The organism is Streptosporangium sp. NPDC001559 (genome assembly GCF_042893955.1).
Lineage (GTDB): Bacteria > Actinomycetota > Actinomycetes > Streptosporangiales > Streptosporangiaceae > Streptosporangium.
Window position 1 is genome coordinate 72626 of sequence record NZ_JBIAVG010000012.1, and the last position, 23072, is coordinate 95697.

Here is a 23072-nt window from a genome sequence, read left to right on the forward strand (position 1 = left end):
GAGGGGACATGAGGTTCCACGACAAGGTCGTCCTGGTCACCGGGGGCGGGTCGGGCATCGGCAGGGCCGTCGCCCTCGGCTTCGCCAGGGAGGGTGCCCAGGTGGTCGTCACCGGCCGTGGACGCGAGGCCCTTGAGCAGACCGTGAAGCTGGCCGACGCCGATATCGAGGGTGGCCGGGTCACCGCGCTGACCGCGGACGTCACCGACTCGGCCTCCGTCGCCGCGCTGGTCGGCGGGATCGTCGGCCGGTACGGCAGGCTGGACGTCGCGGTCAACAACGCCGGGGTGCTGGCCACGGGCAAGGTCGCCGACCAGCCGGAGGAGGACTTCGCCCGGGTGCTCGACGTCAACCTGACCGGCGTCTTCCTGTCGATGAAGCACGAGATCCCGGCCATGGTCGCCGGGGGCGGCGGAGCGATCGTCAACTTCAGCTCCCAGATCGGCGCGCACAAGCGCCTGCCCGGGTTCGGCGCCTACGCCGCCTCCAAGGCCGCGGTGACCGCGCTGACCCGCACCGCCGCGCTGGAGTACATCGGCCAGGGCGTGCGGATCAACGCCTTCAGCCCCGGCAGCCACGACACGACGATGTCCATGCGGCCCGGCGAGACCGAGGCCGACCGGGCCGAGCGCATGAAGGGCCAGGTCCCGGCGGGCCGCGTCGGCTCCCTCGACGAGGCGACCGGCACGGTCCTGTGGCTGGCCTCGGCCGATGCGGGATACGTGGTCGGAGCCGACATCGTCGCCGACGGCGGCTCAACCGCCTGATCGCGCGTCGTAGGCCTCCCTGGCGTCGTGGACCTGCTCGATGTTGCCCTCCGCCCACGACTTGATGGCCAGCATGAGGATCTGGAGGTCACGGCCGAGGTCGGTGAGGGCGTAGTCGACCCGCACCGGGACCGAGGGGGTGACCGTCCTTTCCACCAGGCCGTCACGCTCCAGGTTCCGCAGGGTCTGGGTGAGCATCTTCTGGCTGACGCCGGCGATGATCCTGTCCAGGTCGCTGTAGCGCCTCGGGCCGCCGGACAGGGCGTTCAGGACCAGGCTGACCCACTTGTCGCTGATCGCGTCGAGCAGTTGCCTGGCCGGGCAGGTGGCCAGGAAGGCGTCATAGGCCGCCTTCGCCTCCTGTCGCCGCTGCGCCGCCGTACGGGTGGTCATGGCGCCCCTTCCGGTGCGGTACGCACTTCCGGGTGCGTACTTCCTTATGGAGAGTAACACTCCATAGGTTCGCTTCATCGAAACCCTGAGGAGGCGATGATGCGCGCTGTGGTCGTTCGTTCGTTCGGCGGACCGGAAGTGCTTGAGGTCGAGGAGGTCCCCGTCCCCGGGACGGGCGTGGGACAGGTCAGGGTCCGGGTCGAGGCGGCGGGCGTCAACCCCGTTGACGTGGCGACCAGGGCCGGAGGCCTCGTCGCGCTCGGACTCGCCGACCGGCGTGACGTGCACGGGATCGGCTGGGACCTGGCCGGGGTGGTCGAGGAGGTCGGCACGGGCGTCACCGGGTTCGCCCCCGGCGACCGGGTCGTGGGCCTGGTCGACCGGCTCGACCTGCCCCTGGGCGCCTACGCGGAACAGGTCGTGCTGGACGCCGACGCCCTGGCCCTCATCCCCGGCGGCGTCACGGCCGTACAGGCGGCCACGCTCCCGCTCAACTCCCTCACCGCCGACCAGGCGCTCGACCTGCTGGAACTGTCCGAAGGCCAGAGCGTTCTGGTCACCGGCGCCGCGGGGGCGGTCGGTGGCTACGCCGTGGAGCTGGCCGTACTGCGCGGGCTGCGGGTCGTCGCCGTCGCGGGCCAGGAGGACGAGGACCTCGTCCGTCGCCTCGGTGCCGAGTTCTTCGTGCCACGCGGCGCCGAACTCGGCGCGGCCGTAAGGAGCCTCGTGCCCGGAGGGGTCGACGGCGCGGTCGACGCCGCCGTGGTCGGTACGGCGGCGCTCACCGCCGTGCGCGGCGGCGGCTCCTTCGTGGCCGTTCTCGACGGCGCGGTCCCCCGCCCGCTGCGCGGCACCAGGGTGTCCAACGTCTGGATCCGCGCCGACGGCGCACGACTCGCCGAGCTCGCCGGACTGGCGGGCGAGGGACGGCTGAGCCTCAGGGTCGCCGACACCCTCCCCCTCGACGAGGCCGCGAAGGCCCACGAACGGTTCAGCCAGGGCGGCCTCAGGGGGCGCCTCGTCCTGCTCCCCTGACGCGTGTCAATCTTGGACGATGCTGACACTGGCCCACGTGAGCGACATCCACATCGATGACTCCCCCCGCAGCGTCGAACGGACCCGAGCCGTCATGCGTCACCTGGACGGCCTGCCCGGTCCGCTCGACGCCGTCATCGTGACCGGGGACATCGCCGACCACGGCACGGTCGAGGAGTACGAGATCGCCAGGCAGGCGCTCACCTCACGCCACCCGGTCGTGATCTGCCCCGGCAACCACGACTCCCGGGCCGCCTTCCGCAAGGTCCTCCTCGGCCAGGACGGCGACGCCCCCGTCAACCAGGTCCTGCGGCTCGACGGCCTCGTCGTCGCCCTGTGCGACTCCAGCGTTCCCGGACGGCACGACGGCCTGCTGGCGGAGGAGACCCTCGCCTGGCTCGACGGGGTGCTCGCCGAGTCGCCCGACGTCCCGGCCCTCGTGGGCATGCACCACCCGGCCGTCCCGCTGGGCATCCCGTACGTGGACGACATCCGGCTGGGCGAACCCGAGCGGCTCGAAGCCGTCCTGCGCCGCCACCCCCAGGTGGTCGCCGTCCTGGCCGGACACGCCCACACCCCCGCGAGCACCTGGTTCGCCGGCCGTCCCCTGCTGGTCGCCCCCGGCGTGATCAACACCCTGCTCCTGCCCACGGAGACCGCGGAACGCCGCTCGTTCGACCTCTCCCTACCTCCGCAGATCGCCCTGCACGTCCTGGACGGCGACCGTCTCACCACCCATGTCCGGCCGATCCTTTAGGGCTCAGGGGTAGATCTTCCTGTGCTCGGCGAGCATCGTGACGTACTGCGCGATGCGGCGTGCCCTGGTCTCCGGCTTCTTGGCCTCCTGGACACGGTGCAGGACCGCGTAGCGGTTACGGCTGTCCAGCGTCGTGAAGAACTCCCGCGCGACGGGGTTGCCGGCCAGGGCAAGCTCCAGGTCCTCGGGCACGGTCGCGGTCCGCGCCCCGTCGTAGGCCGCCTCCCAGCGGCCGTCCGCCTTCGCGCGCTCGACCTCCAGCAGGCCCGCGGGCTGCATCCTGCCCTGTTCGAGCAGTGCGGCGACCTTGTCACGGTTGACCTTCGACCACCTGCTCCGCGGCCTGCGCGGGGTGAACCGCTGCAACCAGTACGTGGTGTCGAAGCCTCTCTTCTGCCCGTCGATCCAGCCGTAGCACAGCGCGACGTCGAGCGCCCGAGGGTAGTCCAGCGACTCGACCCCCGGCACCTTCCTGGCGACCCTGAGCCAGAGTCCTGACGAGGAGGCGTGATTGGCGGCCAGCCATTCCTCGAACGCCTCAGCAGAAGGGAAGAAGAGGCTCTCCGGATCATCACTCATCGCGCCAGTCAACCACGCGGAAGCCGCCTCCGAAACCACTGCAAACCGGGTACGGCGGGGTCGTGGGGCGGGCTGAGCCGGGCGCCCACAGGGGATCCGGCTCAGAGCACGTGTCGGCCCGGGAACGACCCCGCTCCTCCGGTCCGCGACGGACGCCCGGCCCTGCGAAACCGCCGTCGACCGCGACGGTCCGGGCGTTCAGTGCGCCATGTCGACGAAACGGCTGTAGTGACCCTGGAAGGCCACGGTGACCGTGGCGGTCGGACCGTTACGGTGCTTGGCCACGATCAGGTCGGCCTCGCCCGCCCGGGGAGACTCCCGCTCGTAGGCGTCCTCCCGGTGCAGAAGGATGACCATGTCCGCGTCTTGCTCGATAGATCCGGATTCGCGAAGGTCGCTGACCATGGGGCGTTTGTCGGTTCTTTGTTCCGGACCACGGTTCAGCTGGGAGATCGCGATGACCGGGACCTCAAGCTCCTTGGCGAGAAGCTTGATCCCTCGGGAGATCTCCGAGACCTCGTTCTGACGGCTCTCCGTCTTCTTGGGCGAGGACATCAGCTGCAGGTAGTCGATGATGACGAAGCGCAGGTCGTTACGCTGTTTGAGGCGGCGGCACTTGGCCCGGATCTCCATCATCGACATGTTGGGCGAGTCGTCGATGAACAGCGGCGCCTCGGCCACCTCGCCCATCCGCCTGGCCAGTTTGGCCCAGTCGTCGTCGGTCATCGTGCCCGAGCGCATCGACTGCAGCGACACCTTGGCCTCGGCGGACAGCAGACGCATCGTGATCTCGTTGCGCGACATCTCCAGCGAGAACACGACGGTGGTCATACCGTGCCTGATCGCGGCGGACCTGGCGAAGTCCAGCCCGAGCGTGCTGTTGTGGGTGGGCACGCAGGCCCTTCCCGCGAGGTAGGTGTGGTCGGCGTTGTCCACCTCGACGCACCTGACCGGCACCGAGGGCACCGCCCTGACGTCCACGATGTGCCGGACGGACGCGGTGGCCAGATCGATCACGCGGTCGGCCCCGTGATCGATCACGGTCGCCCGGTGGCCGAGGCTCAGGGCCAGTTCGAGGACGTCCTCGGCGTGCGGCCCCTCCGTCGCGGCGATCCGGATCCGCCCAGCGCCGCCCGTCAGGACCTTGAGCAGCTCGCGGCGCTGCTTCGGGGACGCCCGCAGATAGGCCCGGGGGACGCGCCCGCCCTTGAGAAGGGCCTCGCCGAGTTCGTACGGCGGCAGCGGCAGGTCGCGCTCGGGAAGGTCGAACGGCGCCGCGACCGCGACCGCGTGGGCGGGCCCGCCGTCCTCCGCGTGGAGCGTGCGGGCGATCTCCTCGGTCGTCACCACGGCGTGTTCCGTCCGCCACTGGTGCAGGGCGTCGGCGACGATCACCGTGCCGTCGTCGAACTCGACCTCGTGGCAGGGTCGCCCGTGCAGCACGTCGGTCACGGCGACGACCCGGGTCGGCCTGCCGTCGGAGCCGATGAGGTGGTCTCCCCGGCCGACCTCGCCCATGGTGGTCCAGCCGTCCGGGGTCGGCAGGGGGGTGTCGAGGGCGAGCGCCTTGCCGATGGCGGGCCGGGCGGCCACGACGATCATCTGGCCGGGGTGGAGGCCGTTGGTGAGGCCGTCGAGGTCCTGGAAGCCGGTGGGGACGCCGACCATCTGGCCGCTTCTGCCACCGATGGCCTCAAGCTCGTCGAGGGCGCCCGGCATGATCTCGGCGAGGGGGACGTAGTCCTCGGAGGTGCGGCGTTCGGTGACCTTGTAGATCTCGGCCTGGGCGCGGTCGACGAGGTCGTCGACCTCCTCGTCCTGCCCGCCGTACCCGAAGGAGACGATGCGGGTGCCCGCCTCGATGAGGCGTCTGAGGATGGCCTGTTCGCGGACGATGCGCGCGTAGTAGCCCGCGTTGGCGGCGGTCGGCACGACGGAGGTCAGCGTGTGGAGGTAGGCGGCGCCGCCGACGCGGGCGACCTCGCCGCGTTTCTGCAGCTCACCGAAGATGGTGACGGCGTCGGCCGGATCGCCCCTGCCGTACAGGTCGGTGATGATGTCGTAGATGAGCTGGTGGGCGGGGCGGTAGAAGTCGTCGGACTTGAGGATCTCGACGACGTCGGCGATGGCGTCCTTGGACAGGAGCATGCCGCCGAGGACGGACTGCTCGGCCTCGATGTTGTTCGGCGGGGTGCGCTCGAATCCAGGCTCGAAGACAGGTGGCTCCGCGATACTCACCTCGCACCCCCTCATTCGAACATGGTTTCGCCATCTTAAGGTTTAGCCGACCGGTCTGACAGTCTCGCGCCCCCTGGACGACGTGGCAACGCGGCCTGTCGACAGGGGTGTGGATAAGGTGTGCAGTTCTCGGCCAGACATGTGGGCAGCCTGGGGAAAGTCCTGTGGATAACCAGCGGTGTTTGTCCACAAGTCCTTGCTGAGCTGGGAAAACTTAATCCACCGCCTGTGGAGAAAAGAAAGTTGCGGCGACACGCCGTGAGCCTCCCCGGCCGTCCCGTTGGTCCCGCCGACGCCCTCCTCGGCGGTAAGAGACACAATGCAGCTATGCCGCTTACCTCCCGGACGGGCCGCGACCATGACAGGCAGATCCTGCGTCTGGCGGTCCCCGCCTTCGGAGCGTTGGTGGCCGAACCCCTGTTCCTGCTGACCGACACCGTCATCGTCGGCCACCTGCCCGCGCCCGCGCTCGGCGCCGTCGGAGTGGCGAGCACGGTGCTCGGCGCGCTGGTCTCGTTGTGCGTCTTCCTCGCCTACGGCACGACGGCCGCAGTGGCCCGACAGGTCGGGGCGGGCAACACCGCGCAGGCCGTACGGCACGGCGGCGACGGCCTCTGGCTGGCCGCGGCCGCCGGGCTGGCGATCATCGCCGTTGTCTGGCCGCTCGCGCCCTCACTGGTCTCCCTGGTCGGCGCGGAGGGGGAGATGGCCCTGCAGGCGGTGACCTACCTGCGGATCAGCCTGCTCGGTGTGCCCGCCATGCTGCTGGTGCTGGCCGGGACCGGCGTACTGCGGGGCATGCAGGACACCACGACCCCGCTGCTGGTCTCGGTCGGCTCCTTCGCGCTGAACGCGCTGCTCAACGTCCTGTTCGTCCTCGGTCTCGGCTGGGGTGTGGCGGGCTCCGCCTGGGGCACGGTGCTGGCCCAGTCGCTGGGCGCCGTCATCTACCTGACCCTCGTCTTCGGCCGGTACGGCGCGCCGGTCCGCCCCGACCTGGCGGGCATCAGGTCGGCGGGAACGGCCGGGGTCGCCCTGATCATCCGTACGGCGTGCCTGCAGGTGGTGCTGGCCGTGGCGGCCACGCTGGCCACCCGCATGGGAGAGGGACAGATCGAGGCCCACACGATCGCCCTCAGGATCTGGACGCTGCTGGCCTTCGCCCTGGACGCCATCGCCATCGCCGGGCAGGCCATCACGGGCCACGCCCTGGGCGCCGGGGACGCCGAGGCGACACGGCAGGCGACCCGCAGGATGGTCGGGTGGGGGGTCGGCTCCGGCGTGGTGCTCGGGCTCCTGGTCCTCGCCGCCAGGCCGTTCGTGCCGGGCGTCTTCGACGCCGACCCCCAGGTCACCGAGCACCTGCTCGGCCCGCTGCTGGTCGTGGCGCTCCTGCAACCGGTCGCCGGGGTGGTCTTCGTCCTGGACGGGGTGCTCATCGGTGCCGGTGACCAGCGTTATCTCGCCTGGGCGGGCCTGTGGACGACGCTGGCCTACCTGCCGGTCGCGCTGGCGGTCGTCCTGTCGGGCGGCGGTCTGGTCATGCTGTGGCTGGCGCTGGGGGTGTGGATGGGCGCCCGGTTCCTCGCCCTGGGGCTGCGGGCCAGAGGCGGGGCGTGGCTGGTGATCGGTGCGTGATCGGGAGGTGTCCGCCACGTAACCAGCAGACTCTTGTCCCACGGCGCCCCCTGCGGCACTGTGAGCAGTCCGGCAATACGGTTGTCCACCCTCCATGATTGAGACACGTCGTGCCCGAAGGTCACTCCTCGTCGATCGTCCGCCGCCTACCCCCCAGTGAAGCGACAAACCGATGGACCGGCGGCGCGCGCCATGGCCTGCCCAAGGCGTACGGACCCATGGACCTCGTGGTCATGGGCGTCGGTGTCATGATCGGCGCGGGCATCTTCAGCCTCGCCGGACGCCAGGCGGCCACCATGGCGGGCCCCGGTGTCGTCCTCTCGTTCATGATCGCCGGTATCACCAGCCTGCTCGTCGCCTTCTGCTTCGCCGAGTTATCCTCGGCGCTGCCCACCTCGGGCAGCGCCTACACCTTCACCTACGTCATCTTCGGCGAGGTCTGGGCCTGGGCGGTCGGCTGGGCCCTGGTGCTCGAACTGCTGCTGGCCGGCGCGGGCGTCTCCCGCGTCTGGTCGCTGTACGCCGCCCAGTTGCTCACCGACCTCGGAGTGCGTTTCCCCGAACCCCTGGCCTCGTTCGTCGGCCGCTCCGAGGGGTTCGACCTGTTCACACTGTTCATCCTGGTGCTGATGACGGCCGTGATCACGCTGGGCACCAGGATCGGCCTGCGGGCCCTGCGCGTCATCGTCGCCGCCAAGCTGCTGGCCATCGGCGCCGTCATCGTGGTCGGCGTCACCCACTTCGACCAGCGCAACCTGTCGGCCATCCCGGTCCCCCCGGCCCCCGCCGGACCGTCCGTCGACGCCCTGCACTCACCGCTGCTCGGCCTGCTGTTCGGCCAGCCGGGCGCGTTCGGCTGGTTCGGCATCTTCGCCGCCTCGGCGGTCATCACCTTCGCCTACATCGGCTTCGACGTCGTGGCCACCGCCGCCGAGGAGGCCGAGGACGCACCCCTGTCGGTGCCCAAGGGCATCATCCGCAGCCTGATCGTCACCACGGTCGTCTACATCGCGGTCGCGCTGGTGATGGTCGGCATGATCTCCTACGACAGGATCGACACCGAGGCGCCGCTCGCCAACGCCTTCCGCGCGGCGGGTGAGGGCTTCATGGTGCACGTCATCAACCTCGGCGCGGTCCTGGGCCTCACCACGGTCGTCCTGGTGCTGCTCGTCGGCCTGACCCGCGTCATGTTCTCCATGGCCAGGGACGGCCTTTTCCCCCGCTCTCTGGCCAAGGTCGACCGGCGTTACCGCAGCCCGACCCGGGTGACGCTGCTCATCGGCGTCGTGGCGATCCTCATGGCCGAGTTCGTGCCGGTGCTCACGCTCGAACCTCTGGTCGTGATCGGCACCCTGTTCGTCTTCGTGGCCGTGGCCGCGGGAGTCCTCAGGATGCGGCGGACCATGCCCGACCTGCCCAGGGGCTTCCGCGTGCCGTTCTCCCCCTTCGTGCCGGTCGCCTCGATCGCCGCCTGCCTGTGGCTGCTGGTCAACCTCCAGATCATCACCTGGCTGTACTTCGCCGCCTGGATGGCCGTCGGCCTGCTCGTCTACCTCCTGTACGGCAGGCACAACAGCGTGCTCGCCGGGAACGGGAGCGGCCCCGTCGGCTCCGGCCTCCGGGGACGACACAGACGCTGAGGCTCAGATGCGGCGGGCGTCGAGCACACTGCGCAGGAACTGCCTGGTCCTCGGCTCCTTGGGGTCGGTGAAGAACTCCTCGGGAGGCGCCTTCTCCAGCAGCACGCCGCCGTCGAGGAAGCAGACGGTGTCGGCGATCTCCCGGCAGAAGCCCATCTCGTGGGTCGTCAGGATCATGGTCATCCCGCTCGCCTTGAGCTCCCTGATGACCTCAAGGACCTCCGCGACCAGCGCGGGATCGAGCGCGGAGGTCACCTCGTCGAGCAGCATCAGCAGCGGCTTGACGGCCAGCGCCCTGACGATGGCCACCCGCTGCTGCTGGCCCCCGGAGAGCCGGTCGGGGTAGGCCCCCGCCTTGTCCGCCAGGCCGAACCTCTCCAGCAGCTCACGGGCCTGCTCCTCGGCCTGCCGTCTGCCGACGCCGTGCACCTTGCGGGGAGCGAGAGTGATGTTGTCGAGCACGGTCATGTGCGGGAAGAGGTTGAAGGCCTGGAAGACCACGCCCATGCGCTTGCGCACCGCGTCCGGGTCGGCGCGGACGTCGGTGATGTCCCTGCCGTCGAGGTGGACGGCGCCGTCGTCCACCGTGTCCAGCAGGCTCACGCAACGCAGCAGCGTGGACTTGCCCGACCCCGAGGCGCCGACCAGGCAGACCACCTCGTGAGGCCGTACCTCAAGGTCGATCCCCCGCAGTACGGGGTGGCCGTGGTAGCTCTTCCACAGACCCTCGACGGTCAGCAGATTCGTGTCCTTCACTGGCCCCTCCGCCGCTGGGACCTGGCCGCCAGATAGTCGGTGAGACGGGCGAGCGGAATGGTCAGCAGGATGAACAGCAACGCCCCGACCAGGTAGGGGGTGTAGTTGAACGTGCTCGCGGCGTGGATCTGGGCCTGACGCAGCGCTTCGAGCGGGCCGATCGTGGCGACAAGCGCGGTGTCCTTCTGCAACGAGACGAAGTCGTTGAGCAGCGGCGGCACCACCCGTCGTACGGCCTGCGGCAGCACGACGTGCCGCATGGTGCCGCCGTGTCCCAGCCCGAGCGACCTGGCCGCGGCGATCTGACTGGGGTGGACGGAGTCGATGCCCGCCCTGAAGACCTCCGCGACGTAGGCCCCGTAGGACAGCGTGAGCGCGATGACGCCCAGCGTCGCCAGGTCCGTCGGCATGCCCTGCAGGCCGAGGGCGGGCAGGCCGAAGCCGACGAGGTAGATGATCAGAATGGTCGGCACACCGCGGAAGATGTCGGTGTAGGCGACCGCGAGGGCGCGCAGCGGGAAGAACACCGGCGACCTGAGGCCGCGGACCAGCGCGACCGCCAGGCCGACGAGGAGCACCAGCGGCTCGGCGATCAGGAAGATCTTGACGTTGAGCAGGAAGCCGCTCAGCACGTCGGGGAAGGCCCTGACGAACTGCTCGGGGTCGAAGAACGTCTCCCTGACCCGCACCCAGCCGGGCGAGGCGGTGACGCCCCAGACCAGCAGGACGACCACCAGGAGCGTCGAGACGGTCGCGATCGACCCCGAGCGGATCGAACGCCGCCTGAGCAGGCGTTCCCGCTCCACCTGCCGGGCGCTCTTCACCCAGCCGGAGGCGTCCGGCGAGGGTCGGACGGTCACTACTTCAGCTCCGGAGCGCCCGCCGCCGAGCCGAGCCACTCCTGCTCGATCTTGGCCAGCTCACCGGAGCCGGACAGCTTGCCGATCGCCTCGTTGACGCAGCGCACCAGCGGGCTGCCCTTCTCGAAGACCGCGCCGAAGACCTCGGGCGTGCCGGAGGCGGCGCCGAACTGACCGACCAGCTTGGAGTTCTCGACCTGGGCCGCGGTCACGTAGAAGGCGGTCGGCAGGTCCACGACCACGGCGTCGACCTGCTTGTTCTTCAGCGCGTTCACCACGTCGATCTGCTCGTTGTAGACGTTCGGCTCGGCGGAGGGCTGGATGACGTCCTTGACCGCCTGCAGCGAGGTCGTCCCGACCTGCACACCGATCTTGGCGGTCTTCAGGGCCGCCAGGTCCGTGGCGGCGGCCGTCTTCGAACCGGCCAGCGCGACGACGGCCTGCTTGACCGTGTAGTAGCCGTCGCTGAAGTCGACGACCTTGGCCCGGTCGAGGGTGACGGAGACCTGGTTGAGGTCGAAGTCGAACTGCTTGGCGCCGGGGGCGAAGGCCGAGTCGAACTTCACCGTCGACCAGGCGACCTCACCGCTCTGGAAGCCGAGCTCCTTGGCGATCGCGTAGACGACGGCGCTCTCGAAGCCCTTGCCGTTGGACGGGTCGTCGTCCTTGAACCACGGCTCGTAGGCCGGCTTGTCGGTGCCGACGGTCAGCTTGCCCGGCGTCTTCAGAGCGAGCTGGTCCTTGGCGCAGGAGGTGGCGGGTGCGGACGCGTCGGCCTTGCCGGCGTCGGCGCCCGTGCCGGTCGTCGAATCCGACGCGGGCGCACAGGCGACCGCGGTGGCGGCGAGGGCGCCGAGTGCGAGCAGCATCGAGGGGCGAAGCATGGAGGACCTCCAGGGGAAACGACAACTCCCGAATTGTACGTATTAGTGGTAACGGTAAGTTAACCAGCCCCACCGGTCGGGAATAGCGCTTCCCAAACGGACAAGGGCCCCCTTCCAGCGGGAAGGGAGCCCTGTCACAGACGATCTCGTACGGCGTCGGCGTGGCCTCAGGCCGCGACGACCTCGACGTCGAGAGCTGCGGAGACCTCCGGGTGCAGCTTGACGCTGACCCGGTGGGAGCCGAGGCTCTTGATCGCGGAGGCGATCTCGATGCGGCGGCGGTCGAGCAGCGGGCCGCCGGCGGCCTTGACGGCCTCGGCGACGTCACTCGTGGTGATCGAACCGAAGAGACGGCCGGACTCGCCCGCCTTCGTCTTCAGCACCACCTTGAGGGACTTGAGCTGACCGGCGACCTCCTGGGCGGTGCCCAGGTCGCGGATCTCGCGGGCGTCGCGCGCCTTCTTGATCGAGGCGATCTGCTTCTCGCCACCGCGGGTCCACAGGATCGCGAAGCCACGGGGGAGCAGGTAGTTACGGCCGTAACCGTTCTTGACCTCGACGATGTCGCCGGGGGCGCCGAGGCCGGTGACCTCACTGGTGAGAATGAGCTTCATCTGTCCGGACCTCCTTAGCGCGCGGTGCTCATGTACGGCAGGAGCGCCATCTCACGAGCGTTCTTGATAGCGGTCGCCACGTCACGCTGGTGCTGGGTGCAGTTGCCCGTCACCCGGCGGGCACGGATCTTGCCGCGGTCGGAGATGAACTTCCGAAGCAGCGCCGTGTCCTTGTAGTCGACGTAGGAGATCTTGTCGTGGCAGAACAGGCAAACCTTCTTCTTAGGCTTGCGCAGTGCCGGCTTGGCCATCGTGGTGCTCCTTTCAGAGCCCCGCCGTACGGCGGGAATGGTCGCTGCGGATATGGACTGGTTTTCTCAGCTGCGGTCCCGGCCGCCCCGAGGGACGGCCGTGGATGGACCTAGAAGGGCGGTTCGTCGCTGAAGTCGCCGCCACCGAAGTTGTTGCCGCCGCCGTAGTTGCCGCCCGACGGCTGACCGCCGCCGAAGCCGCCACCCGACTGCTGGCCACCGAAGTTGTTGCCACCGCCGCCGTAGTTGCCGCCCCCCTGGGGAGCGGGCGCGGCCGAGGCCCACGGGTCGTTGGCGGGACCGCCACCGAAGCCACCGCCACCGCCCTGACGGGCGGTCTTGTTGACCTTGGCGGTCGCGTTCTTCAAGGACGGGCCGACCTCGTCGACCTCGACCTCGTAGACCGTGCGCTTCTCGCCTTCCTTGGTCTCATAGGACCGCTGGCGCAGCCGTCCCTGAACGATGACCCGCATGCCGCGCTGCAGGCTCTCGGCGACGTTCTCCGCCGCCTGCCGCCACACGTTGCAGGTCAGGAACAGGCCTTCGCCGTCCTTCCACTCGTTGGTCTGCTTGTCCAGGAACCTCGGAGTGGACGCGATGCGGAACCGGGCCACGGCTTGCCCCGTAGGGGTGAAACGCAGCTCGGGATCGTCGACGAGGTTGCCGACGATGGTGATCGTGGTGTCGCCTGCTGCCATGGCTAGCGTTGCCCTTCCTGCGGCCTTTCGCGGTCTATCGGCTCAGAGTACGGCTGCCTCCCGACAAAAGTCGGGGTTAGTGCACGTCCGGACGCAGGACCTTGGTGCGGAGGATGCCCTCGTTGAGGTTCATCTGCCGGTCGAGCTCCTTGACCGTCGCGGGCTCGGCGGTCAGGTCGATGACGGCGTAGATGCCCTCGGGCTTCTTGGCGATGTCGTAGGAGAGCCTGCGACGACCCCACACGTCGACCTTCTCCACGGTGCCGCCGTCGTTGCGGACGACACTGAGGAACTGGTCGAGGGAAGGGGCCACGGTGCGCTCATCGAGCGAAGGGTCGAGGATGACCATCACTTCGTAACGACGCATGCTGGCTTCCAACCTCCTCTGGACTTTTGCGGTCACGACACCGTGTCGTGACAGGAGGACGCTGACGTCTTCGCCGCGGACGCCCATTTCGGCGACCGTGGCGGAGGGTGGCGATAACACACCCATGCGACGTAGCCGTGCCAGCCTACCAGGCTGTCAATGGTTGGGCCGTCAGGACGCGGGCACCCTCTAGCAGAGGAAAGGGGAGGTGGAAACATGTCGGACGCGCCTCGTCTACCTGGGAACCCGATCTCCCGAATACTGGACAACGACGGTCAGCGGCATCCCGTGCAGAACGTCCTGAGCGTCGTCACCATCGCCTGCGGTCTGATCGCCTTCGTCGCCGGGTTCTTCCCCGCCGCCCACGCGGTCGCCTGCTGGCTTGGCGTGGTGGGGTTCGTCGGCGGCCTCTACTCCCAGTACGTCTCGGCGACGACCCCGGAACGCGCCCTCAACATCGTGGGCATCGTGGCCTCCTTCGTAGGCGTCGCCTTCGGCATCTACCACGGCGGCTTCTACCCCTGAAGACGCCCCTCAGCCCCAGTGGGCTTTACCGGTGCCGTGTTAGGAGCACCGGCTCGAAGCGTCCGGACCCGCGACGCCGCCAGGCTGCGCAAAGAGGCGCAGCTTGTGCTTTACCGGTGCCGTGTGTGAGGAGTGTCCGGCTTGGGCGCGTCGGTGCTTGGACTGAGGAACGCAGGAGCGAAGCGACGGAGTGACGAGGGAAAGCACCGACCCGAAAGCGCCCAAGCCCCGCGACGCCGAAGGCGGCGCAAAGAGGCGCAGTTACAACTCTTTTCTCAGCAGGGCGATGTCCTCCGCCTGGCCGTCACTGGGGGTTTCGACCACGATGGGGGCGTCGGCCTTCCGGCAGGCGGCGAGGATGAGGTCGGTGTCGATCTGGCCCGCGCCGAGGTTGGCGTGCCGGTCCGCGCCCGAGCCCGCGGCGTCGCGGGAGTCGTTGCAGTGGATCAGGTCGATCCGGCCGGTGATGGCCATGATCTGCTCGACCGCCTGCTCCAGGTCGATGCCTCCGGCCCAGGCGTGGCAGGTGTCCAGGCAGAATCCGACGTCGAAGCCGTCGAGGGCCTCCCACAGCCGGGCGATGCTCTCCAGTTTCCGCGCCATGGCGTTGCCGCCGCCCGCGGTGTTCTCGATGAGCACCGGGACCTCGTGCTCCTCAAGGCGTTCGAACACCTTGCGCCAGTTGTCGAAGCCCTTCTGGGGGTCGTCGCCCGCGTTGACGTGGCCGCCGTGCACGATCAGACCCTTGGCGCCGACTTCGGCCGCCGCCGCCAGGTGGGAGCTGAGCAGCTTCCTGCTGGGGATGCGGATCCGGTTGTTCGAGGTGGCCACGTTGATGACGTAGGGGGCGTGGACGTAGGCGGCGACGTCGGAGTCCTTGATGTCCCGTGTCTTGTCACCGATGACGGGGGCCTTCCAGCCCTGCGGGTCTCCGAGGAAGAACTGCGCCACTTCCGCGCCGCGCGCCCTGGCGTGGGTCAGCGGATCGTCCTGGTCGACATGAGCTCCGATTAGCGGCATGTGTTCGAGCGTAGCCGTTTCGGCAAGCCGTACGGGGGCTCCGTCCACGACAAGAGATGGTAATCCCCAGCCTGTGGATAACTTTTCTGGATTACTTTTCGCCGGAAGTGGGTAGGGATGATCAGCCCGCCCTGACACTCTCCAGATAGGTCAGCGCGTTGAGCACCATCAGCGGGGTCGTCAGCAGCGCGTAGACGACGAGCACCCACCAGCGTCCCCGCGCGCCGGCCCTGGCCACGAGCACGAAGACGGGCCACCACAGCAGTACGGCGCGCGGAATCGCCAGGTAGGAGGCCGAACAGATCAGAACACCCGCCTGGAGCCCCACGTAGACGAGTTCGCTCCAGCGCCGTAGGAACAACAACAGCAGCACCAGCCCGACCGCGAAGACCGCCCCGGCGAGTTCCATCTGGAACAGCAACGCGGAGCGTTCCTCGGCAAGGGCGGACCGCCAGATCGAGGCCAGCGACTCCCAGGGCCACACGAACCATCGGCCCCAGCCCGCCTCCTGTGCCTGCCCCCAGGTCAACCAGTCCCCGCCGTTGAGCCGCTGCCAGCCGGAGCGCAGCAGCAACGGCGCGAACGGCAGCGCCAGCCATCCCGCCCGTCGTACCGGGGTGCCGGAGCCGAAGAACTCGACGACCAGGGCGAGGGCGAGGAACAGCCCGGTGATCCGTACGCACGACGCGCCCGCGGCCAGGGCGGCGGCCAGTGGCCAGCGGCCCCGGCGCGCGGCCAGCCAGGCGGGGATCGCCAGAGCCAGGAACAACGACTCGTCGTAGCCCGCCACCAGGAACACCGACGTCGGCCAGAGCAACAGCGCCACGGCCGCCCGCCAGCCGCCGGGGCGCCTCCCCTCGGGCTCGGCCGTCTCGGTGTCGGCCAGTTTGGCCAGCGCCACCACGGCCACCGCGCAGGCCGCCACCGAGACGAGCGCCCCCGTCAGCGACCAGTCGGTCGTGAACAGGGGCGCGGCGAACAGGGTCAACGGTTGCGACTCAGGAGAGGGCGAGCCTGAACTTGTCGGGGGCGCCGTCGAAGACCCCGCCCGACCGGTCGTCGGTCCCGTCCTGCCTGAGCACGTCCTTGTCCGGCCTGAGGATGTCGCGCACGACGAAGCCCATCATGATCAGGATGGTGATCGCCCGGCCCCAGACGGCGGTGAAGTAGGTGTCGTCGGTGATGCCGAGGGCCGCGCTCTCCGGCCTCTGGGTCAGGAGGTAGAGCCAGATCGCGAAGAAGTACCAGCACTCGGCGATCTGCCACAGGGCGATCGGCTTCCAGTTCGGCCTGGCCAGGACAGCGAAGGGGATCAGCCACAGGACGTACTGCGGCGACCACACCTTGTTGGTGATCATGAAAGCGGCAAGGGTGAGGAAGCACAGCTGCATCAACCGGGGCCGCGTCTTGGCGGTGACCGCGAGCACGGCGATCGCCAGGCAGAAGGCGCCGAGCGAGACGACGCCCAGCATGTCGAGCCGTTCCGGATCACCCAGGAACGGCCACTGCTTGTTGCCGAAGAAGTACCAGATGGATCCCCAGTCGGCGCGCCGCTCCTGGCTGAAGACGTAGAACCTGCTCCAGCCGGGGAAGGCGGCGAGCATGACCGGGACGTTGACCACGAGCCAGGAGGCCGCGACGCCGCCGACGGTCTGCAGGAAGGGCTTCCACTTCCCGGTGCGCACCGTCAGCAGGAACAGCGGACCGAGGAACATCACCGGGTAGAACTTCGTGGCGATGGCCAGTCCGAGCATGGCGCCCGCGAGCCACTGCCGCTGCTTCGACCAGGCGAACAGCGCGGCCAGGGCGAGAGCACCGGCCGCCAGGTCCCAGTTGATGTAGGCGGTGAGGATCAGCGAAGGGGCCAGGGCGTACCAGAGCGCGTCCCAGCGCCGGGCGGGACCGGCGAGCGCGGCCATGAGCACCACACCGACGATCAGGCACAGGGCCATGAGGATCACGGTCAGGTCGTAGAAGGCGACCGCGGGATCAGCCATGGAGGAGGCGATCCTACGGAAGATCTCCATGATCCCGCCGATGCCGACGGGGTACTCGACCGGGTAGTCGAAGTAGGGGATCTTGCCCTCGCTGAGCTTCTCGTTCCACCACAGCGGATAGATGTCGGTGTAACAGAAGTTCGTGAACTGCAGGGTTCCGTCGTTCCAGGCCCCGCCGAACCGGCAGGGCCACTTCCACAGGAAGGAGAGCACCGCCCCCAGGGCTCCGAAGAGGGCCAGGGGGATGTAGGGGGTGACTCGCGCGCCTAAGGAAGGCAGCGCGACAGGCATTGTCTGGGCGCTCTTCATCAATGGTGTTGTCCTGTCGGTTTTGGATCAGGTACGGCCGCACCCGGCGCGGCTCCCGAGTCGAGCCCGATGCCGTCGCCGCTTCCGTCACCCGTGCCGTCGCCTATCCCGTCGCCGGTCCCGTCACCGGTTCCGTCGCCGGTGCCGTCAGGGTCCTCACGCTGACCGGTCCCGGTGCCGTTGTCGTCCAGCGACGAGTCGCAGGAGATGTCCCCGGGCTGACACTGGTCACCGCCCTGGTCGCCGTTCCCGTCGCCGTCGGAGTCGCCGTAGCCGCCGTTGCCGTCGTCGGGGTTCTCGGTCGCGGTCGGCGTCGGCGAGGGTTCGGGCTTGGGCGCGAGGTTCTTGTCCGTGCCGACGTTGGCGGGCGGCGGGAACTGCATGACCTCCTTGCCGCGCATGGCCTCCTGCATGAAGGCGTGCCACACGCGGGTGGGGTAGGTCGCGCCCTGGATGTCACCCAGCGAGATCTCGGCGTTGGTCTTCTTCTGCTGGCGGTACATGCCGACCGCGGTGGACAGCTGAGGGGTGAAACCGACGAACCAGGCTTCCTTGTTCTCGTCGTTGGTGCCGGTCTTGCCCGCGACCGGCCGGTCGGACAGGGCCGCGGCGCGGCCGGTGCCCCTGGGGTCCTTGACCACCTGCTGGAGCGCGACGACGGCGTCGGCGGCGCTGTCGGGGCTGATGACCTGGGTCGGCTGGTCGTTCTCCTTGAGCACCGTCACCTTGTCACGGTCGAGAACCTTGATCACGACGTGGTTCTCGTAGTGCTTGCCGGCGTTGGCGAAGATCGAGTATCCACCGGCCTGCTCGACCGGGGTGACCTGGCCGGAACCGATCGTGATGGCGAAGGCGTGACGCTGCTCCGCCTCCTTGAGCCGCTCCTCGCTGAGGCCCGCGCCGGAGGCGATGGCGATGACCTTGTCGAGGCCGACCTCCTCGCCCATCTGCACGAAGGCGGTGTTGACGGACTCGGCGGTGGCCCTGGTGACGTTCACCGAACCGCCGGGGATGTCGTGGGAGTTCTTGATCGGGTTGGTGCCCGGCGCCTTGATCGGGCTCTTGCCCGTCAGGTAGCTGTTGAGGCTGTTGCCCGCCTCAAGCCAGGCGGCCAGCACGTAGGGCTTGAACGCCGAGGCCGCCTGCTTCTGCGACATGAACGCGTCGTTCCACTCGGTCTTGGTGAAGCTGGGACCGCCGTAGAAGGCGAGCACCCGCCCGTTGCGGGGATCGATGGCCGCCAGACCGGTGTGGATCTCGGGGGACAGGCCCGAGGTGTTCTCCTGGACGGCCTTCTTCGCCGCGAGCATCAGCTTCTTGTCGAACGTCGAGTAGATCTTGTAGCCGTTCCGCTTGACGTCTTCCTCACTGATCCCCCGGCGGTTGAGCTCCTTGAGCACCTCGGTGATCATGTAGCCGTTGATGCCCTTGTAGTAGTCCTTGTTGGCGTAGGTGACCCGCTTGGGAGCCGTGGGGGTCTTGGTGGGCAGCGAGCCGTACTTGTCGGGGAACATCTCGGCCATGCCCTTGATCACGTAGGTGTAGCGCTCCTGGGTCGGTGCCAGGTTCTTGGCTATCTCCGCGCGGTCGAAGGCGTCGGGGTTCTGGATGCGGCCCGCGAGGTAGGCGCCCATCTCCGGGGTCAGCTCGTCGACGTTCCTGTTGAAGAACGACTTGGCCGCGGCCTGGATGCCTCTGGCTCCGCGGCCGAAGTAGATGGTGTTGAGGTACTGCTCAAGGATCTTGTCCTTCGGCAGCTCTTTGTTGATCTTGATCGCGACGAAGATCTCCTTGATCTTCCGCTGGATCGAGACCTCCTGGCTGAGCCCGTCGTAGTAGTTACGGGCCATCTGCTGGGTGATCGTCGAGGCGCCCTGGACCTGGGTGCCGCTGAGCGTGCTCCACACCGACCGGGCCATGCCCCTGAAGTCGATGCCACTGTCCTCGCGGAAGCTGCGGTTCTCCGCGGCGATCACCGCGTCCTTGACGTGCTCGGGTACCTTGTCGATCGAGACGATCGTCCGCTTGACGCCGAGACGGGCGAGCACGGTCTTGTCGCTGTAGTAGATGACGCTGCCCTCGTCATCCGCCTCCGCCTGTGTGGTCTTGGGCACCGGCGTGTTGGCGTAGGCGACGGCGATCATGCCGAAGACGCCCGCGATGAGGATGGTGAAGCCCGCGACCACGATCTTCCAGCTCGGCAGGAAGCGCTTCCAGCCCGTGCGCCGCGGCTTGTGGCCGTCCTCGTCGTCAGGACCGCCAGGGCCACCGCCGCCGGGACCCGTGGGGCCGCCGCCGCCAGGACCGTCGAACTGCTCGCCGCGACCCTGTCCCTGGAAGTCGGCCCGTGCCGCGGAGCCGCGGCGCGCGCGCCTGCGTCCGCCGGGGGCCGCCGGGCCGCCGGAGACTCCGGCGCTCATCTGCGTGGCCGGTCCCGCCGCCTGCATGGGTGAGCCGATCTGGGCGGCCTGGTCGTCCATGGCCGCCCGCGCGCCGGGTCCCGCCTGCGGGGCGGCCTGCGGCATGGGGGACTGGTGCACGGCCGTGTGGGCTGTGGGCGATGAGCCTCCGGCCTGGGCGGCCAGCATGGCCTGGGTGTCCTCGAAGGCGGCCTCCGCCCTGCGCCCGCCGAGCGGGGGAGCCTCCTGCCCGCCCCGCCCAGGACCGGGAGCGCCGTACGGCGGCCGCCCCTGGAAGTTCGGCTGGGGGTAAACCTGGGTCGCCTGACCGGCGTCTCCGGTTTGGGGAAGCGGTGGCGGGGGAACCGCGGAGGAAGCGGCTCCCGTGCCTGAGCGACGGCGCCGTCCCTGGCGAGACTCGTCAGGGGCTTGAGAGCGCCCGTACGGCTCCGGGTCATGGCTGTTGCTGTAACTCACGCGTCCTCGTTCGGTCATCGGGGTCTACGACGGCGTGCAGGCGGGTGAGATTACCGCTTGGACGCGATCTCTCTCAGCGCCTTGGCTCACTGGTAGCCGCCCCTTTGGGGCGGATCTCCGTTCCCGAGGACGGGTGAGGCCGTCAGCTGGTTCCACGGACCACGATGGCAGACCACCCCCATCCGAGCGTGGAATTTCCCACATTGGGAAGTGGTCTTGGCCATGCCAGGGGACAAGCCCGCTGCCGCTCGCTGTGACCACATAAGCGCCAGACTACGGCTTTTTACTGTTTGCGCCCAACCTCTTGGGAAAGTCGTTAATTGCAGAGATATGTTGGCCCGACGTATCCTCAGGATGTATCGGCTCGATACATCGACGCGAGAGGTGGTGGTTTCCCGTGGCCGGCGGACGTGGCGGCGTGCTAGAGCTCGCCGTGCTCGGGTCGCTGCACGAGACCCCGCTCCACGGCTATGAGCTGCGCAAACGGCTCAACTCTCTCCTCGGGATGTTTCGCGCGTTCTCCTACGGCTCGCTCTATCCCTGCCTTCGTCAGCTCCTGACCGACGGGCTCATCGTCGAGGACGACGACTCGGACGTGCCCACCGCCGAGAGCCCCATCACGCTCACCGGCAGGCGCTCCAAGATCGTCTACAAGCTGACGACGGAGGGGAAGGAGCGCCTCCAGGAGCTGCTCACCCAGGCCGGTCCCTCCGCCTGGGAGGACGAGAGCTTCGGCGTCCACTTCGCCTTCTTCAGGCACACCGAGACAGAGGTGCGGCTGCGGATTCTCGAAGGCCGCCGCAGCAGGCTTGAGGAGCGGCTCGACGGTGTCCGTACGGCTCTGGCCAGGACCCGGGAGCGGCTGGACAGCTACACGCTAGAGCTCCAGCGTCACGGTCTGGAGTCGGTCGAACGCGAAGTGCGCTGGTTGAATGAGCTGATCGCCACGGAGCGACGGAGTTCCGCGTCCGAACAGGAGCGACGCTCCACACAGGAAGGGACCTCCCGGGCGCCCGCGCCCGGCACGGATAACAGGGGGCGGCACCCCGCCTCGGAAGACAATTGACCATTAAGAACAAGGGGAGCGAGTGCCATGGGTTCGGTGCGCGTAGCCATTGTCGGTGTAGGCAACTGCGCCTCGTCGCTCGTGCAGGGCGTGCATTACTACAGGGACGCCGACCCGGGTAGCCGGGTGCCGGGCCTGATGCACGTCAAGTTCGGTGACTACCACGTCGGCGACGTCGAGTTCGTCGCCGCCTTCGACGTGGACGCGAAGAAGGTCGGGCGCGACCTCTCCGAGGCGATCGTCGCCTCGGAGAACAACACCATCAAGATCTGCGACGTTCCGCCGCTCGGCGTCAACGTCCTGCGCGGCCACACCTTCGACGGTCTCGGCGAGTTCTACCGCGACATGATCGAGGAGTCCGACGAGGCTCCGGTGGACGTCGTGCAGGTCCTGAAGGACAACAAGGTCGACGTCCTCGTCTCCTACCTGCCGGTCGGTTCCGAGGAGGCCGACCGCTTCTACGCCCAGTGCGCCATCGACGCCAAGGTCGCCTTCGTCAACGCGCTCCCCGTCTTCATCGCCTCCGACCCCGTGTGGGCGGAGAAGTTCACCGAGGCCGGTGTGCCGATCGTCGGCGACGACATCAAGTCGCAGGTCGGCGCCACCATCACGCACCGGGTGATGGCCAAGCTGTTCGAGGACCGCGGCGTCGAGCTGCTGCGCACCTACCAGCTGAACTTCGGCGGGAACATGGACTTCATGAACATGCTGGAGCGCAAGCGCCTGCAGTCCAAGAAGATCTCCAAGACCCAGTCGGTCACCTCGCAGATCCCGCACGAGATGGGCAAGGCCGACGTGCACATCGGCCCGTCCGACCACGTGCCGTGGCTCGACGACCGCAAGTGGGCCTACGTCCGCCTTGAGGGCAGGTCCTTCGGCGACACCCCGCTGAACCTGGAGTACAAGCTGGAGGTCTGGGACTCCCCCAACTCCGCCGGCATCATCATCGACGCGGTTCGCGCCGCCAAGATCGCTCTTGACCGGGGCATCTCCGGGCCCATCCTGTCGGCCTCCTCCTACTTCATGAAGTCCCCGCCGGAGCAGTACTCCGACGACGAGGCCAGGGAGTACGTGGAGAAGTTCATCCGTGGCGAGGTCGAGCGCTGAAGCCCATCCCCCAATGACAAGGCCCTCCACCCGGTCCGGGCGGAGGGCCTCGCCGTACGGCTGGGCGACCAGGTCGGGTCGTCAGGCGGGACGGGCGGCGGACGGCAGCTCCGCCGGGTCGGCGATCGGCCAGCCGAGCGGGTCGTCGCCGAGCTTCACCAGATGGGGCACCTGTTCGCGGCACCAGGGGGAGACCGCGAGGTCACCGTTGAGCACCCCGTCCGCGAACTCCCGCCACGGCATCCAGCGCGTCTCCCCGACCTCCTCGGGGTTGGGCACGGCCTCGGCGTCGACCACGGCCCGGTAGACCGGGCACAGCTCCCGCTCGACGATCCCGCTGTCCATGACCGCGCGGTAGGAGAAGGCCGGCAGCATCAGGTCGGCACCGGTGACGGAGAGACCGAGCTCATGGGAGAGCCTGCGCAGCACCGCGCCGGACAGCGGTTCGCCGGGCAGCGGGTGCCCGCAGCAGCTGTTCGTCCACACGCCCGGCCAGGTGATCTTGTGCGACGCCCTGCGGGTGAGCAGCACCCGTCTCAGGCCGTCGAACACATAGCTGGAGAAGGCGAGGTGCAGAGGCGTGTCGGAACCGTGCACCGTCGCCTTGGGTGCCGTGCCGATCGCGTTTCCCTCGGGATCGACGAGCACGACGTGTTCATCAGCTGTCACCCGACCGAGGGTACGTGACCATGTCA

The 23072-nt window shown here is 68.7% G+C and carries 23 protein-coding genes; 8 read left to right on the top strand and 15 right to left on the bottom strand.

Annotated features, from left to right (window positions below):
• The first annotated feature begins 8 nt into the window (after window positions 1-8).
• Entirely contained in the window at window positions 9-767 is a 759-nt protein-coding gene (locus tag ACFYY8_RS25830) for an SDR family NAD(P)-dependent oxidoreductase (RefSeq protein WP_390045119.1), read from the top strand.
• On the opposite strand, the gene ACFYY8_RS25835 is transcribed toward ACFYY8_RS25830, so the two are convergent.
• Window positions 756-1160 (bottom strand): winged helix-turn-helix transcriptional regulator, encoded by a 405-nt coding sequence (locus ACFYY8_RS25835; RefSeq protein WP_390045121.1) that lies wholly within the window; start codon window positions 1158-1160, stop codon window positions 756-758. The genes ACFYY8_RS25830 and ACFYY8_RS25835 overlap by 12 nt on opposite strands.
• Window positions 1161-1259: 99 nt before the next feature.
• Between ACFYY8_RS25835 and ACFYY8_RS25840 the strand changes: the two genes are divergently transcribed.
• Both ACFYY8_RS25840 and ACFYY8_RS25845 read left to right on the top strand, forming a co-directional pair.
• Window positions 1260-2195 (top strand): NADP-dependent oxidoreductase, encoded by a 936-nt coding sequence (locus ACFYY8_RS25840; RefSeq protein WP_390045123.1) that lies wholly within the window; start codon window positions 1260-1262, stop codon window positions 2193-2195.
• 37 nt (window positions 2196-2232) lie between these two features.
• Window positions 2233-2952 carry a metallophosphoesterase gene (locus ACFYY8_RS25845; RefSeq protein ID WP_390045125.1) on the top strand — a complete coding sequence of 240 codons (720 nt, stop codon included), beginning with the start codon at window positions 2233-2235 and terminating at the stop codon, window positions 2950-2952.
• A 3-nt stretch (window positions 2953-2955) separates the two neighbouring features.
• Here the strand turns inward: ACFYY8_RS25845 and ACFYY8_RS25850 are convergent, their stop codons facing one another.
• Window positions 2956-3531, bottom strand: coding sequence for a YdeI family protein (locus ACFYY8_RS25850; RefSeq protein WP_390045127.1), 576 nt, complete (start codon window positions 3529-3531; stop codon window positions 2956-2958).
• Window positions 3532-3729: 198 nt separating this feature from the next.
• Window positions 3730-5769 (bottom strand): replicative DNA helicase, encoded by a 2040-nt coding sequence (gene dnaB / locus ACFYY8_RS25855; RefSeq protein ID WP_390045129.1) that lies wholly within the window; start codon window positions 5767-5769, stop codon window positions 3730-3732.
• Between the two features lie 327 nt (window positions 5770-6096).
• Here dnaB and ACFYY8_RS25860 point away from each other — a divergent pair, with 327 nt between their 5' ends.
• Both ACFYY8_RS25860 and ACFYY8_RS25865 read left to right on the top strand, forming a co-directional pair.
• Window positions 6097-7407, top strand: a complete 1311-nt coding sequence (locus ACFYY8_RS25860; protein ID WP_390045131.1) for an MATE family efflux transporter — start codon at window positions 6097-6099, stop codon at window positions 7405-7407.
• A gap of 218 nt (window positions 7408-7625) precedes the next feature.
• Window positions 7626-9047: an APC family permease gene (locus ACFYY8_RS25865; RefSeq protein ID WP_390045133.1), complete on the top strand. Its 1422-nt coding sequence runs from the start codon at window positions 7626-7628 to the stop codon at window positions 9045-9047.
• Window positions 9048-9050: 3 nt separating this feature from the next.
• Here the strand turns inward: ACFYY8_RS25865 and ACFYY8_RS25870 are convergent, their stop codons facing one another.
• From ACFYY8_RS25870 to rpsF, 7 genes are all read right to left on the bottom strand, one after another.
• Window positions 9051-9803 carry an amino acid ABC transporter ATP-binding protein gene (locus ACFYY8_RS25870; protein WP_390045135.1) on the bottom strand — a complete coding sequence of 251 codons (753 nt, stop codon included), beginning with the start codon at window positions 9801-9803 and terminating at the stop codon, window positions 9051-9053.
• Window positions 9800-10663 (bottom strand): amino acid ABC transporter permease, encoded by an 864-nt coding sequence (locus tag ACFYY8_RS25875; RefSeq protein WP_390045137.1) that lies wholly within the window; start codon window positions 10661-10663, stop codon window positions 9800-9802. Before ACFYY8_RS25875 ends, ACFYY8_RS25870 begins: the two co-directional genes overlap by 4 nt.
• Entirely contained in the window at window positions 10663-11547 is an 885-nt protein-coding gene (locus tag ACFYY8_RS25880) for an ABC transporter substrate-binding protein (protein ID WP_390045139.1), read from the bottom strand. Before ACFYY8_RS25880 ends, ACFYY8_RS25875 begins: the two co-directional genes overlap by 1 nt.
• Before the next feature lie 167 nt (window positions 11548-11714).
• Window positions 11715-12161, bottom strand: a complete 447-nt coding sequence (rplI, locus tag ACFYY8_RS25885; RefSeq protein ID WP_390045141.1) for a 50S ribosomal protein L9 — start codon at window positions 12159-12161, stop codon at window positions 11715-11717.
• 14 nt (window positions 12162-12175) lie between these two features.
• Window positions 12176-12412: a 30S ribosomal protein S18 gene (gene rpsR / locus ACFYY8_RS25890; protein WP_012895699.1), complete on the bottom strand. Its 237-nt coding sequence runs from the start codon at window positions 12410-12412 to the stop codon at window positions 12176-12178.
• Window positions 12413-12522: 110 nt separating this feature from the next.
• Window positions 12523-13110, bottom strand: a complete 588-nt coding sequence (locus ACFYY8_RS25895; protein WP_390045143.1) for a single-stranded DNA-binding protein — start codon at window positions 13108-13110, stop codon at window positions 12523-12525.
• 76 nt (window positions 13111-13186) lie between these two features.
• Entirely contained in the window at window positions 13187-13477 is a 291-nt protein-coding gene (rpsF, locus tag ACFYY8_RS25900) for a 30S ribosomal protein S6 (protein WP_068928239.1), read from the bottom strand.
• A gap of 216 nt (window positions 13478-13693) precedes the next feature.
• Between rpsF and ACFYY8_RS25905 the strand changes: the two genes are divergently transcribed.
• Entirely contained in the window at window positions 13694-14002 is a 309-nt protein-coding gene (locus tag ACFYY8_RS25905; RefSeq protein WP_362917200.1) for a hypothetical protein, read from the top strand.
• Window positions 14003-14263: 261 nt separating this feature from the next.
• Here the strand turns inward: ACFYY8_RS25905 and ACFYY8_RS25910 are convergent, their stop codons facing one another.
• The 4 genes from ACFYY8_RS25910 to ACFYY8_RS25925 form a co-directional block, all read right to left on the bottom strand.
• On the bottom strand, window positions 14264-15022 hold the full coding sequence (locus ACFYY8_RS25910) for a deoxyribonuclease IV (RefSeq protein WP_390045146.1): 759 nt from the start codon (window positions 15020-15022) through the stop codon (window positions 14264-14266).
• Window positions 15023-15143: 121 nt separating this feature from the next.
• Complete coding sequence (locus tag ACFYY8_RS25915; protein WP_390045148.1) at window positions 15144-16010, bottom strand: hypothetical protein; 867 nt, start codon at window positions 16008-16010, stop codon at window positions 15144-15146.
• Window positions 16011-16020: 10 nt separating this feature from the next.
• Window positions 16021-17310 (bottom strand): glycosyltransferase family 87 protein, encoded by a 1290-nt coding sequence (locus ACFYY8_RS25920; protein WP_390045150.1) that lies wholly within the window; start codon window positions 17308-17310, stop codon window positions 16021-16023.
• A 17-nt stretch (window positions 17311-17327) separates the two neighbouring features.
• On the bottom strand, window positions 17328-20204 hold the full coding sequence (locus tag ACFYY8_RS25925) for a transglycosylase domain-containing protein (RefSeq protein ID WP_390045153.1): 2877 nt from the start codon (window positions 20202-20204) through the stop codon (window positions 17328-17330).
• A gap of 397 nt (window positions 20205-20601) precedes the next feature.
• Here ACFYY8_RS25925 and ACFYY8_RS25930 point away from each other — a divergent pair, with 397 nt between their 5' ends.
• Window positions 20602-21270 (top strand): PadR family transcriptional regulator, encoded by a 669-nt coding sequence (locus tag ACFYY8_RS25930; RefSeq protein WP_352013649.1) that lies wholly within the window; start codon window positions 20602-20604, stop codon window positions 21268-21270.
• 27 nt (window positions 21271-21297) lie between these two features.
• A complete protein-coding gene (locus ACFYY8_RS25935) occupies window positions 21298-22377 on the top strand; it encodes an inositol-3-phosphate synthase (protein WP_390045155.1) in 1080 nt (359 codons plus the stop codon).
• A gap of 81 nt (window positions 22378-22458) precedes the next feature.
• Here ACFYY8_RS25935 and idi read toward each other — a convergent pair whose 3' ends face one another.
• Window positions 22459-23046, bottom strand: coding sequence for an isopentenyl-diphosphate Delta-isomerase (idi, locus tag ACFYY8_RS25940; protein WP_390045157.1), 588 nt, complete (start codon window positions 23044-23046; stop codon window positions 22459-22461).
• Window positions 23047-23072: the final 26 nt, after the last annotated feature.

Bases quoted from the DNA above. Each gene is read 5' to 3' on its own strand.
- ACFYY8_RS25860 (WP_390045131.1), top strand. From the start codon at position 6,097: ATGCCGCTTACCTCCCGGACGGGCCGCGACCATGACAGGCAGATCCTG.
- ACFYY8_RS25840 (WP_390045123.1), top strand. From the start codon at position 1,260: ATGCGCGCTGTGGTCGTTCGTTCGTTCGGCGGACCGGAAGTGCTTGAG.
- ACFYY8_RS25905 (WP_362917200.1), top strand. From the start codon at position 13,694: ATGTCGGACGCGCCTCGTCTACCTGGGAACCCGATCTCCCGAATACTG.
- ACFYY8_RS25830 (WP_390045119.1), top strand. From the start codon at position 9: ATGAGGTTCCACGACAAGGTCGTCCTGGTCACCGGGGGCGGGTCGGGC.
- ACFYY8_RS25835 (WP_390045121.1), bottom strand. From the start codon at position 1,160: ATGACCACCCGTACGGCGGCGCAGCGGCGACAGGAGGCGAAGGCGGCC.
- ACFYY8_RS25935 (WP_390045155.1), top strand. From the start codon at position 21,298: ATGGGTTCGGTGCGCGTAGCCATTGTCGGTGTAGGCAACTGCGCCTCG.
- ACFYY8_RS25865 (WP_390045133.1), top strand. From the start codon at position 7,626: ATGGACCTCGTGGTCATGGGCGTCGGTGTCATGATCGGCGCGGGCATC.
- ACFYY8_RS25910 (WP_390045146.1), bottom strand. From the start codon at position 15,022: ATGCCGCTAATCGGAGCTCATGTCGACCAGGACGATCCGCTGACCCAC.
- rplI (WP_390045141.1), bottom strand. From the start codon at position 12,161: ATGAAGCTCATTCTCACCAGTGAGGTCACCGGCCTCGGCGCCCCCGGC.
- ACFYY8_RS25880 (WP_390045139.1), bottom strand. From the start codon at position 11,547: ATGCTTCGCCCCTCGATGCTGCTCGCACTCGGCGCCCTCGCCGCCACC.
- ACFYY8_RS25895 (WP_390045143.1), bottom strand. From the start codon at position 13,110: ATGGCAGCAGGCGACACCACGATCACCATCGTCGGCAACCTCGTCGAC.
- rpsF (WP_068928239.1), bottom strand. From the start codon at position 13,477: ATGCGTCGTTACGAAGTGATGGTCATCCTCGACCCTTCGCTCGATGAG.
- ACFYY8_RS25920 (WP_390045150.1), bottom strand. From the start codon at position 17,310: ATGCCTGTCGCGCTGCCTTCCTTAGGCGCGCGAGTCACCCCCTACATC.
- rpsR (WP_012895699.1), bottom strand. From the start codon at position 12,412: ATGGCCAAGCCGGCACTGCGCAAGCCTAAGAAGAAGGTTTGCCTGTTC.
- ACFYY8_RS25850 (WP_390045127.1), bottom strand. From the start codon at position 3,531: ATGAGTGATGATCCGGAGAGCCTCTTCTTCCCTTCTGCTGAGGCGTTC.